This window comes from Actinomadura darangshiensis, assembly GCF_004349235.1.
In the GTDB taxonomy this organism is placed as follows: Bacteria; Actinomycetota; Actinomycetes; order Streptosporangiales; family Streptosporangiaceae; genus Spirillospora; species Spirillospora darangshiensis.
This window is the reverse complement of sequence record NZ_SMKY01000032.1, coordinates 1-16334: the sequence shown is the minus strand read 5'-3', so window position 1 is coordinate 16334 and position 16334 is coordinate 1. Positions and strand designations below refer to the sequence as shown.

At 71.9% G+C, this 16334-nt stretch carries 18 protein-coding genes; 7 read left to right on the top strand and 11 right to left on the bottom strand.

Annotated features, from left to right (window positions below):
* Positions 1-24: 24 nt before the first annotated feature.
* Together E1293_RS10135 and E1293_RS10130 are read right to left on the bottom strand one after the other, a co-directional pair.
* On the bottom strand, positions 25-603 hold the full coding sequence (locus tag E1293_RS10135; RefSeq protein ID WP_132196257.1) for a carboxymuconolactone decarboxylase family protein: 579 nt from the start codon (positions 601-603) through the stop codon (positions 25-27).
* Complete coding sequence (locus E1293_RS10130) at positions 600-1364, bottom strand: SDR family NAD(P)-dependent oxidoreductase (RefSeq protein ID WP_132196255.1); 765 nt, start codon at positions 1362-1364, stop codon at positions 600-602. The genes E1293_RS10135 and E1293_RS10130 overlap by 4 nt, the downstream gene beginning before the upstream one ends.
* 183 nt (positions 1365-1547) lie before the next feature.
* On the opposite strand from E1293_RS10130, the gene E1293_RS10125 reads away from it, so the two are divergent.
* The gene (locus tag E1293_RS10125; RefSeq protein WP_132196253.1) at positions 1548-2165 is read left to right on the top strand and encodes a TetR/AcrR family transcriptional regulator; all 618 of its coding nucleotides are present in this window, start codon (positions 1548-1550) and stop codon (positions 2163-2165) included.
* 3 nt (positions 2166-2168) lie between these two features.
* Here the strand turns inward: E1293_RS10125 and E1293_RS10120 are convergent, their stop codons facing one another.
* The 3 genes from E1293_RS10120 to E1293_RS10110 are packed head-to-tail and all read right to left on the bottom strand — an operon-like array spanning position 2169 to position 4632.
* The gene (locus tag E1293_RS10120; protein WP_132196251.1) at positions 2169-3014 is read right to left on the bottom strand and encodes a TauD/TfdA dioxygenase family protein; all 846 of its coding nucleotides are present in this window, start codon (positions 3012-3014) and stop codon (positions 2169-2171) included.
* Complete coding sequence (locus tag E1293_RS10115; protein ID WP_132196249.1) at positions 3011-3346, bottom strand: hypothetical protein; 336 nt, start codon at positions 3344-3346, stop codon at positions 3011-3013. The genes E1293_RS10120 and E1293_RS10115 overlap by 4 nt, the downstream gene beginning before the upstream one ends.
* Positions 3343-4632 (bottom strand): aromatic ring-hydroxylating oxygenase subunit alpha, encoded by a 1290-nt coding sequence (locus E1293_RS10110; RefSeq protein ID WP_132196247.1) that lies wholly within the window; start codon positions 4630-4632, stop codon positions 3343-3345. Before E1293_RS10110 ends, E1293_RS10115 begins: the two co-directional genes overlap by 4 nt.
* 146 nt (positions 4633-4778) lie before the next feature.
* On the opposite strand from E1293_RS10110, the gene E1293_RS10105 reads away from it, so the two are divergent.
* Entirely contained in the window at positions 4779-6227 is a 1449-nt protein-coding gene (locus E1293_RS10105) for an aldehyde dehydrogenase (RefSeq protein WP_132196245.1), read from the top strand.
* Between the two features lie 3 nt (positions 6228-6230).
* On the opposite strand, the gene E1293_RS10100 is transcribed toward E1293_RS10105, so the two are convergent.
* The 5 genes from E1293_RS10100 to E1293_RS10080 form a co-directional block, all read right to left on the bottom strand.
* On the bottom strand, positions 6231-6833 hold the full coding sequence (locus E1293_RS10100) for a TetR/AcrR family transcriptional regulator (RefSeq protein ID WP_132196243.1): 603 nt from the start codon (positions 6831-6833) through the stop codon (positions 6231-6233).
* Positions 6834-6841: 8 nt separating this feature from the next.
* A complete protein-coding gene (locus E1293_RS10095; protein WP_132196241.1) occupies positions 6842-8545 on the bottom strand; it encodes a nitric oxide reductase activation protein NorD in 1704 nt (567 codons plus the stop codon).
* Complete coding sequence (locus tag E1293_RS10090; protein WP_132196239.1) at positions 8542-9360, bottom strand: CbbQ/NirQ/NorQ/GpvN family protein; 819 nt, start codon at positions 9358-9360, stop codon at positions 8542-8544. The genes E1293_RS10095 and E1293_RS10090 overlap by 4 nt, the downstream gene beginning before the upstream one ends.
* Before the next feature lies 1 nt (position 9361).
* Entirely contained in the window at positions 9362-10531 is a 1170-nt protein-coding gene (locus E1293_RS10085; protein WP_132196237.1) for a spirocyclase AveC family protein, read from the bottom strand.
* 93 nt (positions 10532-10624) lie between these two features.
* Positions 10625-11674, bottom strand: coding sequence for an enoyl-CoA hydratase/isomerase family protein (locus E1293_RS10080; protein ID WP_207938766.1), 1050 nt, complete (start codon positions 11672-11674; stop codon positions 10625-10627).
* An 85-nt stretch (positions 11675-11759) separates the two neighbouring features.
* Between E1293_RS10080 and mftR the strand changes: the two genes are divergently transcribed.
* Complete coding sequence (gene mftR, locus E1293_RS10075; protein ID WP_243716140.1) at positions 11760-12392, top strand: mycofactocin system transcriptional regulator; 633 nt, start codon at positions 11760-11762, stop codon at positions 12390-12392.
* A 10-nt stretch (positions 12393-12402) separates the two neighbouring features.
* Here mftR and mftG read toward each other — a convergent pair whose 3' ends face one another.
* On the bottom strand, positions 12403-13944 hold the full coding sequence (gene mftG, locus E1293_RS10070; protein ID WP_243716139.1) for a mycofactocin dehydrogenase MftG: 1542 nt from the start codon (positions 13942-13944) through the stop codon (positions 12403-12405).
* Positions 13945-14064: 120 nt separating this feature from the next.
* On the opposite strand from mftG, the gene mftA reads away from it, so the two are divergent.
* The 4 genes from mftA to E1293_RS10050 form a co-directional block, all read left to right on the top strand.
* Positions 14065-14181, top strand: a complete 117-nt coding sequence (gene mftA, locus E1293_RS10065) for a mycofactocin precursor MftA (RefSeq protein ID WP_132196233.1) — start codon at positions 14065-14067, stop codon at positions 14179-14181.
* Between the two features lie 6 nt (positions 14182-14187).
* Entirely contained in the window at positions 14188-14463 is a 276-nt protein-coding gene (gene mftB, locus E1293_RS10060; RefSeq protein WP_132196231.1) for a mycofactocin biosynthesis chaperone MftB, read from the top strand.
* Complete coding sequence (mftC, locus tag E1293_RS10055) at positions 14460-15704, top strand: mycofactocin radical SAM maturase (protein ID WP_132196228.1); 1245 nt, start codon at positions 14460-14462, stop codon at positions 15702-15704. The genes mftB and mftC overlap by 4 nt, the downstream gene beginning before the upstream one ends.
* A partial coding sequence (locus E1293_RS10050; protein ID WP_207938765.1) for an alpha-hydroxy-acid oxidizing protein occupies positions 15695-16334 on the top strand: 640 nt, incomplete at its 3' end. The genes mftC and E1293_RS10050, both read left to right, overlap by 10 nt.

The window sequence follows — 16334 nt, the reverse complement described above, 5'->3', positions numbered from 1 at the left end:
GGTCCTCCTCCTTCGGGGGTCGGGTCACTGGGCGGGGCGGCTCGCGGGCTCCAGCCCGACGCTGTTGAGCACCATGGCCAGGCAGACGTAGCCGCCCACGACGAAGAGCAGTTCGAGGAGCTGGCGCTCGTCGAAGCGGCCGGCCAGGCGCTCCCAGAGGGCGTCGTCGATGGTGTGCCCGTCCACGAGCTGGTCGGCGGCGCGCAGGATGTCGCGGTCGCGCTCGGACCAGGTCCCGGCCCCGGCGCCCTCGCGGAGGGCGGCGATCTGCTCGGGCGCCAGCCCCGCGGCCCGCGCCATGCCGACGTGCTGCGCCCACTGGTAGCGGCAGCCCGTCCGGCGCCCGACCCGCAGGATCAGCAGCTCGCGGTCGCGGGGGTCGAGGGTGCCGTCGTCGAGCAGCGTGCCGCTGAACGCCAGCCAGGGCGCGCCCACCCGGGGGTGCCGGGCGAACAGGCCGAGGATCGACGGCACCGGCGGCGCGTCGGCGGCACCGGTGAGGTAGCGGTCGGCGCGGGCCATGTTGCCGCGGAGCAGGTCGCGCTCCTCCTCGGCCCACTCGGCGATCGGCAGCGGCTCCATCCTGGGCGCGGCCGGCGTCACAGGACCGACCCGCCGTTGACACCGAGGACCTGCCCGGTGATGAAGCCGGCCTCCGCGGAGGCGAGGAAGGCCGCCGCCGCGGCGATGTCGTCCGGCGTCCCGAGGTGGCCGAGCGGGATGGCCGCGGCCATCGTCGCGCTGGCGGGCAGGTTCCCCTCCGCCTGGGACCGGTGCTGCATCGGCGTCTCGATCCCCGACGGCGGGATGCTGTTGGCCGTGATGCCGTGCGGGGCGTAAGCGCGGGCCAGGGACTTGGTCAGCACGATCACCCCGCCCTTGGCCGCGGCGTAGTGCGCCATCTCGGGCGAGCCCCGCTGGGCGCTGGACGAGGAGATGGTGACGATGCGGCCCCACCGGGCCGCGACCATGTCGGGCAGGGCCATCTGGCAGCAGTTGAAGGTGCCGGTGAGGTTGACGTCGATGAGGCGGTCCCACCGCTCGGGCGTGATCTCCTCGAACCGGTCGAACGCGACGAGGCCGGCGCTGGTCACCAGGATCTCCGTCGGCCCGAGCGCCGACCGGATCTCGGCGAACGCGGCGCCGAGGGCGGGACGGTCGGTGACGTCGGCGGCGGCCGCGAGCGCCTCGGCCCCGTCCGCCCGCAGCGCCTTGGCGACCCGGTCCGCGCCGTCGCCGTCGAGGTCGAGCACGGCGACGCGGTGTCCGCGCGCGGCGAGATGGCGGCAGACGGCCTCGCCGATGCCGGACGCCCCGCCCGTGACCACGGCCACCCGGGACCGGCGTCCCTCGGTATGCGGCATCGCTCCGTCCTTCCTCGCACCGGCGGTCCACCGCCTCCGCGAAGGCTCGCGGCACGGCGTTGGTCAGGTGACTGACATTCTTTAGTCACATGACTAACATGACGGGCCGCCGAGGGCAAGACCCGCTCGCGGCGGCCTGCGGCCATACTGGAGAGGCATCCGAAGCCGAGAGGGAGGACGCGCATGCCGGCACGGCGGAGCCCCGTCGACGACTCGGCCAGCCGTACCGCGCTGCTCGACGCCGCGCGGGACCTCATGCTCGACGAGGGCTACGCGGCGGTCACCACCCGCCGGCTCGGCGCGAAGGCGGGGCTCAACAACGCGCTGGTCTTCTACTACTTCGGGACGATGGACAACCTTTTCGTCGAGCTCTTCCGCCGGGGCGCCGAGCGGAGCCTGGAGCGGCTCAAGGGGGCGCTGCGGTCGCCGCAGCCGCTGTGGGCCCTCTGGGAGCTGACCCACGACTACTCCAGCAACGCGCTGACCATGGAGTTCATCGCGCTGGCCAACCACCGCAAGGCCATCCGCTCCGAGATCGCCGCGTACTCGCGGCGGTTCCGGACGCTCCAGCTCGACATGCTGTCGGACGTGCTCGACGGCTACGGCGTCGACTCCGGCCGGTGGCCGCCCGTGTCACTGATCCTGTTCATGACCGGCATCTCCCGCTTCCTGCACATCGAAGAGGGGTTCGACCTCGACGTCGGCCACGCCGAGACGGTCGCGGTCATCGAGCGCGAGATCCGCGCCCTGGAGGGCGACCGGCTGCCGGCCGGCACCGATGCCCAGCAGCCGGCCCCCTGACGCTCACCGGATCGGCTCGTCCCCGAAGACGGTCGTGCGGAGCAGTTCGCGGGGCGAGTCCGGCGGATAGGGCGAGGCGCGGTGCACCACGCCGGTGTTGTCCCAGATGACGGTGTCCCCCACCGACCACTGGTGGCGGTAGACCCGGCCGGGCGCCGTCGTCCGGTCGAGCAGATCCGCCAGCAGCGCCCGGCCCGCGTCCGCGTCCATCCCGACGACGTGATCGGCATGCACGCCGACGACCAGTGACCTGCGGCCGGTGCGGCGCGTCCACACCAGCGGGTGGGTCGACGCCGGCCGGTTCCGCCACCGTTCGACCTGCTCGGGCGTGGGGTCGGGGTGGACGCGGCGCTGGGACGCCTCAAGCGTGTGCACGACGCGGAGGGAGCCGAACCGTTCCCGCTCCTCGTCGCCGAGCCCCTCGTAGGCGGCGTAGGTGCCGGCGAACTCCGTCTCTCCGCCGCCCGCGGCCACCTGCCTGGCGCTGAGGACGGTGGCCTTCTGCGGCGGCTCGCCGTGCAGCGGTGTGCAGCCGTCCATGTGCCACTCGAAGGTGCCCTTCAGGTAGTCGGCCGACGCGTTCTTCGCCTTGTCGAGGGTCACGCGGTAGATCCCGCGGACGGGATGGTGGCCCTGCTCGTAGTCGATCTCGCCGAGCCGCCGCGCGAAGGCGACCTGGTCCTCCGGGCGCAGGTGGAGGCCGCGGAAGACCAGGACGCCGTACTGCTCCAGCGCCGCCGCGACGGCCTCGGCCACCGCGCCGTCCCGGGCCAGCCGCTCGGGGCCGACGCCGCCGACCTCGGCGCCGACGGCGGCGCCGAGGGGGTCGCAGCTGATCGTCGCCGTCACGGCACGGGCTCCAGGTAGCGGTCGAAGTAGGCGGTGCCGGAGTCGATGACCTTGGGCTGCTGCCAGACCTCGACGGGCTGCGAGACCATGATCAGTGAGTAGACGAGGTGGAGCAGGTTCAGCTCCGGCTCGGGCAGCTCGTGCAGCGCGAACTTGTCCAGGTGCGCCATGGCGTCGCGGACCCGGGGGTACATCGCGTCGTAGAACGCCTGCATGTCCGCCACCGTGCTGTCGAGGCGCTCGGCGTACCGGGCCGCCTCGGTCGCGATGCACCATCGGGCGGCGAAGGGCTCGCACTCGGCGAACTCCTCCGGGAGCATCCTGTCGCTCATACCGGCACCTCCTTCCCGCCTCGCAGGTAGGACTGCACCCAGTCGTCGACGATCTTGTGCAGGTGCCGGACCGTCACCTCCTGGTCGCACAGCGGGAACGCGTCGACCACCCGCGACTCCAGGCCCAGCTGCGTCCCGTCGAGGGTGCCCGCGTCCTGGAGGCCGGCCTCCTTGGACACGACCGCCGTGACCTCGTGGCGGATCCGCTCGCTCGCGTTCCGCGACGGCGGGAAGTAGTACGACATCTCCCACATGTGCGTGTTGTGAGACGTCGGCCAGTACTGGTACGTCAGGTACCAGCCCCGCTCGTAGACCAGGATCACGAAGTTGGGGAAGACCTGGAAGTTCGAGATCGACCACGGGTCGAGCCCGCCGGGGTTGAGCCCGGCCGGCAGGCGGGCCGGGTCGAGTTCGGGGATGTCCGGGCGCTCCCACGGGCCCATGAGACCGGACTCGGTGACGTGCTCGATCGGGTACATCTGGTCCGGCGGCGTCAGGTGCCGGGGCACGCCCTTCCAGCCGCCCGTGCTGACCAGCCGGTGCGGCCCGTCCATCTGGAAGTGCGGGACCTTGAAGCCGGTCTGCAGGCTCCGCAGTGCCGGGACCTGCTGCTGCGAGTGCAGGATCGGCGCGTGGTAGTACTCCTGGAACGCGTCGAGAAAGATCTTCCAGTTGCTCAGGAGATCGGCCTTGAACGCGTAGCGCTCGGTGAGCAGATGGAACGGATAGCCCTCCAGCCCCCGCACCATCGGCCCCAGGAATTCGAGCAGTGACTGGCTCGGCTCCTCGGCCAGGTTGACGAAGACGAACCCTTCCCAGACCTCGCAGTGCACCGACACGAGCGGGAATTCGGACTTGTCGAAATCGAAGTACTCCTCCTCTTGGAGAACGAACTTCAGCGAGCCGTCCAGGCCGTACCGCCAGCCGTGGTACTTGCACATGAACTCGCGGCACACGCCCTTGGTCTCGTCCCGCGGCGTCTCGCCCCACAGCAGCTTGTTGCCGCGGTGGCGGCACACGTTGTGGAAGGCGCGGACCCGGTCGTCGCGGCCTCGCGCGACGATGAGCGAGGTCTTGGCGACGTCGAGGTCCTTGGTGAAGAAGCTGCCTTTGCGGAGCAGTTGCTCGACCCGGCCGACGTTGAGCCACGCCCGCCGGAAGACCGCCTCGCGTTCCAGCTCGTAGAACTCCGGCGAGATCGAGTCCTCGTACGACACGAGGCGGGTGCCCATCTCCGGAACCCGTCCGGTCCAGCTGGCCTCCGCCGGTTTCCCGGAGCGCGCCATGCCGATCCTCCCGTTCTGCAGTTCGTGCCCGACGGCACCTGGTCACGATGTTCATCGACTGACTAACATGACCTGGATAACACGATTCGGACCGGGGCCGCAAGGCACCGGCGGCGAAGCGGCACGGCTTTTCGAGAGGCGATCGCATGGACGAGCGAAAAGACCTGTTCATCGGGGGCGAATGGACCGCTCCGAGCACCGCCCGGCAGATAGAGGTGATCTCGCCGCACACCGAACGCCCACTGGCGCGGGTGGCCGCGGCGGGCGTCGCCGATGTCGACCGCGCCGTCGCGGCGGCGCGGTCGGCGTTCGACGAGGGGCCGTGGCCGCGCACCGAACCTGCGGAGCGGATCGAGACCGTCCGCCGGCTGGCCGGACTGTACGGCGAGCGCCGCGACGAGCTGGCCGAGCTCATCACCGCGCAGCTGGGCGCCCCGATCTCCTTCGCCAAGCGCGCGCAGGTCGCGCTTCCCTGGTCGATGATGACCGCTTTCGCCGGCATCGCCGAGAAGCATCCGTGGCAGGAGAACCGGCCCGGCATGTACGGACAGGACGTCGTCCTGCGCAGGGAACCCGTCGGCGTCGTCGCCGCGGTGGTCCCGTGGAACATGCCGCAGTTCCTGACGGTCGCCAAGATCATCCCGGCGCTGCTCGCGGGCTGCACCGCCGTCCTCAAGCCGGCGCCGGAGTCGCCGCTCGACGCGCTGCTCCTGGCCGGGCTCCTCGACCAGGCCGGTCTCCCGCCGGGCGTCGTGAGCGTCCTGCCCGCCGACCGCGACGCGAGCGCGTACCTCGTCGGCCACCCCGGCGTCGACAAGGTCTCCTTCACCGGGTCGACCGCGGCGGGCCGGCAGGTGGCGGCGGCGTGCGCGGCCAACCTCACCAGGGTCGGCCTCGAACTCGGCGGGAAGTCGGCGGCCATCGCGCTGGAGGACGCCGACCCGGCGGCCGTCGCCACCGCCGTCCGCTTCTCGGGCATGGGCATGGCCGGCCAGATCTGCAACGCCCTCACCCGCGTCCTCGTGCCCGCGGACCGCGCCGGCGAGCACGCCGACGCGCTCGCGGCGACCCTGTCGGCCATCAGGATCGGCGATCCGGCCGATCCGCGGACGCAGATGGGGCCGCTCGTGTCCGAACGCCAGCGGCGGCGGGTGCGGCACTACATCGACACCGGCGTCCGCGAAGGCGCCCGGCTCGTCACCGGCGGCACCGGCCCGCCCGAGGGCGCCGAGCGCGGGTGGTACGTGCGGCCCACCGTGTTCGGCGGGGTCGACCCGTCGATGACGATCGCCCGCGAGGAGATCTTCGGCCCGGTGATCGCCGTGCTCCCCTACCGGGACGAGGACGAGGCCGTCCGCATCGCCAACGACTCCGCGTACGGCCTGGCCGGCTCGGTGTTCACCGCCGACACCGGGCGCGGGCTCGACGTGGCCGCCCGGGTGCGCGCCGGCACCTTCGGCGTCAACCAGGGCTACACGATGGATCCGGCCGCGCCCTTCGGCGGCGTCAAGGCCAGCGGCTACGGCCGCGAACTCGGCCGCGAGGGCCTCGACGGCTACCTCGACGTCAAGTCGATCTCGATCGCGTCCGCGTGAGGGTCAGGGCAGTTTGACGACCGACAGGTACATCTCAAGGATCGGCCGGTAGAGGTCGACGTCGTCGAGCCGGCTTCCCAGCACGACCGAGTCGCTGGTGGCGATGAGCACCTGCGCGAACGTCAGCGCGGGGACCAGCAGCGTCCCGCCGATATGGTCGATGCCCTCCATGATGAACTCCGCCAGCGCCTGCGCGGCCTCCCGCCTCTTGGCCTCGACCCGCTGCCGGGCCTCGGGGTTGCGGAGCAGATACAGGGTGAACTCGTGGCCCAGCGCGGCGTACTCGGCACCGCGGTCCTGGCTGAGCCGGCGCCACCGCGCGGCGACCTCGTCGAGTTCGCGCGCCCCCACCTCCGTCACCGCCGACACCACTTCGGCGAAGTTGTCGAAATAGCGGCGCCAGTGCCGGTCGCTCACCGCCAGGAAAAGGTCTTCCTTCGTGCCGAAGTGCTTGTAGATCGCGCCTTTCGTAAAACCCGCGGCGTAAGCGATGTCGTCGAGCGTCGCCTGCGTGAAGCCTTTTTCGGCGAACACCTCCTCCGCCGCGTCCACGAGCAGCGAACGGGTGTGGTCGCGGCGCCGCTCCCTCGTCCAACGCTCAACCATGCCGACGATTATGCCAGCTGGGGGGCGCGGCGCGGGCGGTCCGCCGGCGCCGCGAGCCGCCGGAGGGCGGCGAGGAACAACTCGTCCATTCGCGGGCTCAAGTCGGCCAGGGTCGCTGCGCGGGCGTGGCTCGCGGGGCCGAAGACGCGGTCCAGTGCATCGGCCGTCGCGGTGGTGCCGATGGAGAGGCAGAGGCAGGCCGTGCCATCGGCGTGAAGTTCTTCGAGGGCTTTGCGGACGTCGGCCTCCGCGTACCGGCCTTCGTAGCCATTGTCGTAGGGAAAACCATCCGAAAGGACGATCAGCAGTCGATGTGGTGTGCCTGCCTCGGTTTTGAGGATCTCGCCCGCACCGCGGATGCCGGCCCCGAGGCGCGTATAGCCGGACGGCCGGAGCTGGTTGAGCCGGGCACGGCCGAGGGCGTCGAAACGCCCGCCGAACGTTTTGACGGCGGGCAGATGGACGGCGTGCCGGCCATGCGACCGGAAGGCATGGACGGCGACGCGGTCGCCGAGCTCTTCGAGCGTGGCGGCCAGGGTCGCGGCCGCCTGCCGCTGGTGGTCGTGGACGGCGAGGCCGTCCGGATCGGCGTCGGTCGCGGATCCGGAGGCGTCGAGCAGGATGAGGACGCCGAGATCGCGCGCGAGTCTCCGGCGGTCCAGGTAGATGTGCTCGGGTGGGGAGTAGCCGGAGCGCACGTCCACGGAAAGGCCGATGAGCGCCTCGATGTCGATCTCGTCGCCGTCGGGACGGCCGCGCAGGATCGCCGGGCCGAGGCCCACGCGGGACAGACGTCGCCGGAGCACGTCGTCGCGCGGAACTGCGGCGGCGGAGATGTCGGCGGCGGCGGTCAGGGGAAAGTCGATGACCCGGCACCAGTCCGGCCGGTACCGGTCGTGGTGCACGTCCCACTCCGGATGCAGGGCTCCACCCACGCCCATGGCGACGCCGGGTTTTCCGTCATCGGTGAAATGGATTCGCGTAGGAAGTGGACGGGCATGTTCTCCGACCGTGTCGGCCCGCCGGACCGAGCGGACCTTCGCCTCCGCGCCGGCGGCGCCGTCCCCAGCGGTCCGCGATCCGCCGAGCAGTTTGCGGAAGTAGTCCGTGAGGGTCCGCGAGGCGATCAGCGGATTCTCGAACAGCTTCAAGATCTTGCTTTCCCGGGGCTCCTCCTGGTCGCCGTCGTCATCGGCCTCGGGCAGGTCGATGGGATCGAATTCCAGGCGCACCTCTTTGTCGGTGGCTCGCGCACCGGGACCGGCGGGGGCGGCCAGCAACCGGGACGGCCTGATGACACCGAACCATTCCGGTGGATCGGGTACTGCCGCCCGGCCTCTGGCCGATTCGAGCGACTCGTGGGCGCTCGCAGTGCTCGCGTCCCCGTCGAGACCGAGCACGGCCGCGATCGGATACCGTCCGGCGAGTTCGGCGAGCACCCGGCGGCCTTCGAGGGCCAGGTACCGGCGCGCTGTGGCGGGATGCGCCCGCAGAGCCCTGATCCATCGCTGATCCAGGCTCCCCGCCCCGAGCAGAGCGCTCTGGACCAGTGCCTCGTTGCGCTGCCGAGTGAGGGACCCGCCGGCCGAGACGAAGATGATCTGACCGTTCGTGTGGGCGGCCTCGCCGGCCCGCGCCTCGGTGACATCGACGGCCCTGCCGGCGATGGAGGTGGCGAGGAACCGGAACCGGCCGGGATCGGACGCGGTCATGCCGGGGGCAGAACGGCGTCGGCGAGTTCGCCCAGAGCGCGGACGACGTCCGGATCATCGGAGAGTGCCTGGACGATGGCGGACCGGGCGGCACCGCGCAGGCTCAGCCCATGCGCGACGAGGCCGCCGGCGAGGATCAGCATCCGCGTGGAGGACGCCTCGCGCAGCGGCGAGCCGTCCAGACTGCGGATGGCGTTGCCGAGCCTGACCAGGGCCTCCGCGGTCTCGGCGCCGACCCCGGCCTCCCGGGCGACGATCTGCGCCTCGATCTCGGCGGGCGGGAAGCCGAGCTCGATGGCGACGAACCGCTGCCGGGTCGACTCCTTGATGTTCTTCAGGACGCTCTGGTAGCCGGGATTGTAGGAGATCACCAGCTGGAACCCCGGCGCCGCGGGCAGCGTCGTGCCGAGCCGGTCGAGGGCGAGCTCACGGCGGTGGTCGGCGAGCGGATGGATCACGACGACGGTGTCCTGGCGCGCCTCCACCACCTCGTCCAGGTAGCAGATGGCGCCCTCGCGCACGGCGCGGGTCAGCGGCCCGTCCACCCAGACCGTCTCCCCGCCCCTGAGCAGGAACCGGCCCACCAGGTCCGCCGACGTCATGTCCTCGTGGCCCGCGACGGTGATCAGCTCGCGGCCGAGTTCGTGCGCCATGGCCTCCACGAAGCGGGTCTTCCCGCATCCCGTCGGCCCTTTCAGCAGCACCGGGAGACCGCCGCCGGCCGCCGCGCGGAACACCTCCTCCTCGTCCCCGACCGCGCGGTAGAACGGCGCCTGCGGAGTCGGATGGACGTCGACGGATCGATCGGCCAGCATCTCAGCGCCCCCTGTCGAACGGAACGATCGTCGGGAGCTCCTTGTCCTTCGGCGGGACGACCTTGCCGTCCGGACCGATGGTGGCGGAACCATCGCGCGTGGTCGGCAGGGCGGGGTCCGGGCACAGCCGCCCCGTCCCTTCGCCGCAGATGCCCGACATGAAGTACGAGCGCTTCTGGATGTCCGCGGGCCAGGGATCGGCGTGCATGGCGAACCACTGCACGGGGACGTTGTAGAACACGAAGAAGAACACGCTGCACGCCGCGAAGACCGCCAGGAAGCGCGTGAACTGCTGCCTCACGAACCCGCCCCGGACGCGGTCCAGTCCGCGCTCCACGAACGTCCGGCCGCGGTCGTCGGTGAAGTAGCGCAAGGCGCACAGGCCGGCCTGGACGCCGCCCCACATGAGCCCTTCGTAGACCGGCCACTGGTAGTAGTGGCCGGCGTTGATCGTCAGGGACCTGATCGCGCCGGGGTAGGTGAAGAGCCCCATCGGCATGAGGAACAGGCCCTCGATGACGAGGTCGAAGAAGAACGACCAGGCCACCAGGACGCCGATCAGCCCGACGTTGCTGATCTTCGGCCACCGCGCCTTGGCCCGGCGCATCACCCAGCACCCGAGGATCGTGCACAGCAGGACCCCGTAGGAGTAGCCCGGCGCGTTCATCAGCAGCGGCTCGGCCAGCATGTGGCGCGGTTCCCCGAACGACTGCCAGCCCGGGATGTCCTGCGTCCACGAGCCCATGTTCCAGAGCCAGCTGTTGTAGGTGCACCAGGTGTTGAAGTAGTCGAGGAACGGGTCCTGGAAGAACAGCAGGCCGCAGGACACCAGCAGCATCCCGTCGAGCGTGATCCGCCGCTCCCGCCGCCAGGGCCGGACGATGAAGAAGTAGACGCCGGCCGGCAGGCCGATCAGGATCACGCCCGTCCACGTGATGAGGATCGCCTTCATCAGCGTCGGCGGATCGCTCGGCCCGGTGGGCACCCGCGCGAAATGGGGCCCGGTGATCCACCGGATCCACACGTAGAGCTGGAAGAGGAGGATCGCGGCGCCGATGACGGCCCAGATCCGGACGGGTTTGGTCGTGGACTGGACCTCGGCGCCGAGCGAGGCCGTGTCGAGCGATTCGGCGAGGGTGGGCTTGGTGGTCTTCTCCGGCTGTCCGCTCACGAGACCGTCTCCCGTCCGGCATTCGGCATCCTGCCGGACACAAAGATACTCACGGGATTCTTAGAGGGGAAGAGGTATCTTGCGGTCGCCGCGTCAGCGGTCGATCAGGCCCCATTCCCGGGCGGTGGCCGCGCCGATCGCGGTACCGGTCAGGGCCAGGTAGAGCGTGCGCCAGCGGCCGATCCGGCGCGGGACGCTCACCGTCCCGCCCGCCCCGGGGATCAGGCCCATCGAGATCTCCGGCAGCCGGAACGTCGCGTCCGGGCGCGCGGCCAGCGTGCCGGCGAAGGCCGGTATCTCGATGCCGGCTCCGACGCAGGAGCCGTGCACGCGGGCCTCGATCCGGTCGCGCAGCCGGTGCACCAGCCGTCCGGCGCCGCCGCGCGTCCGGATCTGATGGGCCGTGACCAGGTCGGGTGCGGTCCCGAACTCGTCGAGATCGCCGCCGGCGCAGAACACCGGCCCGGCCCCTTCCAGCAGCACGCGGGTGACTCCGGTGTCGAGGAGGGCGATCTGGAGTGCGTCCACCAGTGCGTCCCGCACCTGCCGCCCGTAGGCGTTGCGTCGTGCCGGTCTGTTGAGGGTGATGCGCAACCCGGCGTCCGGGGTGCGCTCGACAAGGACCGGGTCGCGGACGTCGGGAGGCAGTGGGCGCGGCCCGCGCGCCGCGAGCCACCGCGCGAACTCCGGGCCGCCGAGCAGCGTCGAGTAGGCGTAGGACTCGACGTCGAGCGCGGCCTCGACGGGGAGCCGCGGGGTCGTCCTGAGCACGTCCCGCAGTACCAGCGCGGCCTGCGGGTTGCGGCTCACCGCCTCCGCCAGGCCGCGGAACGCCTGCTCGGGGTCGGGGACGGCGACCGACGGCCGGCCGGCGTCGCGGGCCGGGCCGGTGAGCGTGAGGTCCAGGGCGTCGACCAGGTCGCGATGCGGCGGGCGGGCCTCCGGGTCTGCCGGGAGCACGCCGATCATCAGCCGGTCGGCCGCACGGGCGTGGCGCACCGCTCGCTCCACCGTCACGCCGTCGGCGTCGCCTCCCAGTTCGACGGCGACGAGCGGGTCCCGTACCGATCCGTCCTCGCCGAACAGCGGGACGTGCGAGGCTTCGGCGAGTTCGGCCGGTGACATCCGCGGCGGACCGCTCATCGCCGTTCTCCCTTGGTCGCCGGATCCTGCGAGGGCGGAGTGTATCTTTCGAGGTCATTCCCACGCATGGGATCCTGTGTGCGTGGTGACGGATGGCAGGAAGGCTTCCCAGCGGGCCACGGGCCGGCCGCGCGTGACCTCGCGGGCCTCCCTGGAGCGGCTGGCCTTCGAGCTGTTCGCCCGGCAGGGGTTCGACGAGACCACGGTCGACGACATCGCCCGGGCGGCGGGGATCGGGCGGCGGACCTTCTTCCACTACTTCGCGTCCAAGAACGACCTGGTGTGGGGCGACTTCGAGCAGCATCTGCAGAAGCTGCGCAAGCTGCTGAGCGAGGCCGACCCGCGGACCCCGGTGATGGAGGCGGTGCGCACCGCGGTGGTCGAGTTCAACAGGTTCGACCCCGCTGACGTGCCCTGGCACCGGCAGCGCATGGAGCTCATCCTCGGCGTGCCGACACTGCAGGCGGACTCCGCCCTGCGGTACGTCGCGTGGCGCGAGGTCATCACCGAGTTCGTCGCGGACCGCACCTGCCTGCCGCCATCCGCGATGGCGCCGCGGCTCGTCGGCAATGTCGTCCTCGCCGCATCGATCTCCGCCTACGAGCAGTGGCTGTCGCGTGTGCCGCCGCCTCCGCTCTCGGACCTGCTGGACGAGGCGAACCGGCATGTGGGAGCCGGTATGGCGGCCATGCTGGACGAGGCCGCGGCGAGGGCGTGACAGCGGCTCCTCAGAGGCCCTCCCGGCGGATGGCGCCGGCGACCACCTCGCCGATGAGCACCGCCGTGGCGGCGGGGCCGCGGAGCGGTGCCGTCGGCAGGATGGACGTGTCGGCGACGCGGAGCCCGGTCAGGCCGTGCACCCGGCCGTGGGCGTCGACGGCGGCGCCCGGCCCCATCGGGACCGTGCCGCAGGTGTGCTGGGACGTGCCGAGGTGCGCCCGGATCCAGCGGTCGAGCAGCCGGTCGTCGCGCAGCGTGCCCGGACCGGGCTCCGCCAGACCCTGGCTCACCGTATCGAAAGCCCTGGTGGCCACGACGTCGGCCGTCGCCCGTATCGCCTCGCGCATCCGCCGCCGATCGGCTCCGGTGCCGAGGTAGCCGTACTCGACGCGGGGCGGCACGTCGGGATCGGCCGAGACGGTGCGGAGCCCGCCGGTGATGCGGGGAGTCTGGACGGAGACGAGGAAGGCCAGGGGCGCGCCGGGGGCCGACGCGGTACCGGCGAGGAGTCCGGCCATCGGGACGAGGGACTGGAGGATCTCCAGGTCTCCGGCGCCGTTCCCGCCGGTGGAGCGCAGGTGGAGGGCTCCGCCCAGCCAGCTGCCGGACGGTTCGTCCATCGGCCGCCGGGGCGTCCATTCCAGGACGACCTGCGGGTGGTCGCTGAGGGCGGCACCCACTGCGGGCAGGTCGTGGACGACGGGTAGGCCGATGCGGGCGAGGTCGTCCGCCGGGCCGATGCCCGACAGGTGCAGCAGGTGGGGTGACGCGAGGGCGCCCGCGCACAGCACGATCTCCGGCGCCTCCAGGAGCGTCCGGTCGCGTCCGGCCACGACTCCCACCGCTCTGCCGTGGCGCACGACGACCGACTGCACAGGGCAGTCGCCCACGACCGTGAGATTGGGCCGGCCGGCCGCGGCGAGCAGGTAGGCGATCCCGGTGTTGATACGCAGGCCGTTGTGCGTGCTGGTCGGCAGCGGACCGAATCCAGGGTCGTCCTGGGCGTTCTTGTCGGGTTCCGCCGGATGGCCGAGTTCTTCTGCGGCGGACTGGAACGCGGCCGCGGCGGGATGCAGGAGGCCGGTACGGCGGACCGGGATCGGCCCGCGACCACCGTGCAGCGGGGTGTCGCCGTGGTCGAGGTCGGTCTCCAAGGCCCGCAGCAGCGGCAGGACGCGGTCGTAGGACCAGAGGGTGTCGCCCGCGTCGGCGGCCCAGCGGTCGAAGTCCTCCCGCCGTGCCCTGACGAAGTAGCCGCCGTTGACGGTCGTCGAACCGCCGAGGAACCGTCCCCTCACCGCCTCGTACGGCATCCCGGGCATGAGGAGGGCGGGGAAGGCCCGGACGGCCGTGCGCTCCGGCCGTGCGCCGGGCACGGTGAGCGCGTCCAGCAGGCCCGGTGGGAACGCCGACCGGCTCGCGGGCGCGGGCCCGGCCTCCAGGACCAGGACCTCGCGGCCGCGGTCCTCGCTGAGGCGGGCCGCCAGCACGGCGCCGCTGCCGCCCGCGCCGGCGACGATGACGTCCGGGCGCCGCGTTCCGGGTTCCACCAGGCCGTCCTTCCCGCGCACTTCTTTTTGGCACTCGATGCATTTAGTATCGCGAACGGAGCGCCCCGCCGCACCCCGCCACGAGGCGGCCGGTCCCGCCGGAACGGTTGAGGAGGATCCATGGACACCGCCCCCGACGACCACGCCGAGGCCACGGCCGAGGAGATCGCCGAAGAAGTCGACGCCGAGTCGCTGATCGAGGAGGTCTCGATCGACGGCATGTGCGGGGTCTACTAGGCCGCCATGCCCGCATTCGACATCGACCACGCCTGGGACCTGCACCCGCAGGTCTCGGTGCGGCCCGAGCCCTTCGGCGCGCTCCTCTACCACTTCGGCACCCGCAAGCTGTCGTTCCTGAAGGACCGCCGCCTGCTGGACGCCGTCACGGGCCTGAAGGAGGCGCCCTCGGCCCGCGCCGCCTGCGCGGCGGCCGGGATACCCGACCGCGACCTGGACCGGTACGGCGCGGCGCTCTCCGCGCTCGCCCGCTCGGCCATGGTCGTCGAGAGGACGCCATGACCATCGCCCCGCCCGCGTCGGGGACGCGGCTGGCCGACCTGTTCGAGCACGGGCTCGACGCGCCGATCTGCCTGACCTGGGAACTCACCTACGCCTGCAATCTGGCCTGCGCGCACTGCCTGTCGTCCTCGGGGCGGCGCGACCCGCGCGAGCTGTCCACCGCCGAGGCCAAGGCCGTCATTGACGAGCTGGAGGCCATGCAGGTCTTCTACGTCAACATCGGCGGCGGCGAGCCGACCGTCCGCGCCGACTTCTGGGAGCTGCTCGACTACGCCACCTCCCACCACGTGGGCGTGAAGTTCTCCACCAACGGCGTGCGCATCACCCCGCGTGCGGCTCGGCGGCTCGCCGCCGACGACTACGTCGACGTGCAGATCTCGCTGGACGGCGCCACGGCCGAGGTCAACGACGCCGTGCGCGGACCCGGCTCCTACGACACCGCGATCCGCGCGATGCGCAACCTCGCCGACGCCGGGATGACGAACTTCAAGCTGTCGGTGGTGTGCACCCGCCACAACATCGCCCAGCTCGACGCGTTCAAGGCGCTCGCCGACCGGTACGGCGCGCAGCTGCGGCTGACCCGGCTGCGGCCGTCGGGCCGCGGCGCCGACGTGTGGGACGAGCTGCACGTCACGCAGGCCCAGCAGCGCGAGCTGTACGACTGGCTGGTCGCGCACGGCGAGGACGTGCTGACCGGCGACTCGTTCTTCCACCTGTCGGCCTACGGCCAGGCGCTGCCGGGGCTGAACCTGTGCGGCGCCGGACGCGTGGTGTGCCTCGTCGACCCCGTCGGCGACGTGTACGCCTGCCCGTTCGCCATCCACGACGAGTTCCTGGCCGGGAACGTCCGCGACCCGGGCGGGTTCGCCGGGGTGTGGCGCGGGTCGGAGCTGTTCCGGAGCCTGCGCGAGCCGCAGACCGGCGGCGCGTGCGCCTCCTGCGCGTTCTACGACTCCTGCAAGGGCGGCTGCATGGCCGCCAAGTTCTTCACCGGCCTGCCGCTGGACGGCCCCGACCCCGAATGCGTCCAGGGCCACGGCCAGAAGCTGCTGGCCGGACGGCCCGAGGACCGCGCGGGCATCCCCAGGCCGGCCGCCGACCACTCCCACCGGACTGCGCCCACCCGCCGCGCGCCGGTGCCGGTGACGCTCGGCCGGCGCCGCCCCGAACCCGGGCGACCCCCGGTCAGCGCATGCGCACAGGACCCTCTCGCCGACTGGGAGCAGCAGCGATGCCGTTGAGGAACCCCTGGTTCGAGACCGTCGCCGAGGCCCAGCGCAGGGCCGAGAGGCGGCTCCCCTACATGGTGTACGGCGCGCTCCTCGCCGGGTCCGAACGCGGCCGGACGGTCCACGACAACGCCGCGGCGTTCGCCGAACTCGGTCTCGCGCCGCACGTCGCCGGCCACCACGCCGACCGCGACCTGTCCACCACGGTGATGGGCGTCGAGACCTCGATGCCCGTGCTCATCTCCCCCACCGGCGTCCAGGCCGTCGACCCTGACGGCGAGGTCGCGGTCGCGCGGGCCGCTGCCGGCCGCGGCGTCATCATGGGGCTCAGCTCGTTCGCCAGCAAGCCCGTCGAAGAGGTCGCCGCCGCCAACCCCGACGTCTTCTTCCAGATGTACTGGAGCGGCGACCGCGATGCGATGGTCCAGCGGATGGAGCGCGCGAAGCGGGCCGGGGCCAAGGCGCTCATCGCCACGCTCGACTGGTCGTTCTCCAACGGCCGCGACTGGGGCAGCCCCATGATCCCCGAGAAGATCGACCTGCGGACCGCGGTGAGGATGGCGCCCGGCGTGCTGCCCCACCCCGGCTGGCTCTGGCGGTTCGCCAGGACCGGACGCCTCCCCGACCTCACCGCCCCCAACC

Excerpts from the sequence above, each read along its gene's own strand:
- E1293_RS10130 (WP_132196255.1), bottom strand. The coding sequence starts at position 1,364 with ATGCCGCATACCGAGGGACGCCGGTCCCGGGTGGCCGTGGTCACGGGC.
- E1293_RS10125 (WP_132196253.1), top strand. The coding sequence starts at position 1,548 with ATGCCGGCACGGCGGAGCCCCGTCGACGACTCGGCCAGCCGTACCGCG.
- E1293_RS10115 (WP_132196249.1), bottom strand. The coding sequence starts at position 3,346 with ATGAGCGACAGGATGCTCCCGGAGGAGTTCGCCGAGTGCGAGCCCTTC.
- E1293_RS10110 (WP_132196247.1), bottom strand. The coding sequence starts at position 4,632 with ATGGCGCGCTCCGGGAAACCGGCGGAGGCCAGCTGGACCGGACGGGTT.
- E1293_RS10105 (WP_132196245.1), top strand. The coding sequence starts at position 4,779 with ATGGACGAGCGAAAAGACCTGTTCATCGGGGGCGAATGGACCGCTCCG.
- E1293_RS10100 (WP_132196243.1), bottom strand. The coding sequence starts at position 6,833 with ATGGTTGAGCGTTGGACGAGGGAGCGGCGCCGCGACCACACCCGTTCG.
- E1293_RS10095 (WP_132196241.1), bottom strand. The coding sequence starts at position 8,545 with ATGACCGCGTCCGATCCCGGCCGGTTCCGGTTCCTCGCCACCTCCATC.
- E1293_RS10090 (WP_132196239.1), bottom strand. The coding sequence starts at position 9,360 with ATGCTGGCCGATCGATCCGTCGACGTCCATCCGACTCCGCAGGCGCCG.
- E1293_RS10080 (WP_207938766.1), bottom strand. The coding sequence starts at position 11,674 with ATGAGCGGTCCGCCGCGGATGTCACCGGCCGAACTCGCCGAAGCCTCG.
- mftA (WP_132196233.1), top strand. The coding sequence starts at position 14,065 with ATGGACACCGCCCCCGACGACCACGCCGAGGCCACGGCCGAGGAGATC.
- mftB (WP_132196231.1), top strand. The coding sequence starts at position 14,188 with ATGCCCGCATTCGACATCGACCACGCCTGGGACCTGCACCCGCAGGTC.
- mftC (WP_132196228.1), top strand. The coding sequence starts at position 14,460 with ATGACCATCGCCCCGCCCGCGTCGGGGACGCGGCTGGCCGACCTGTTC.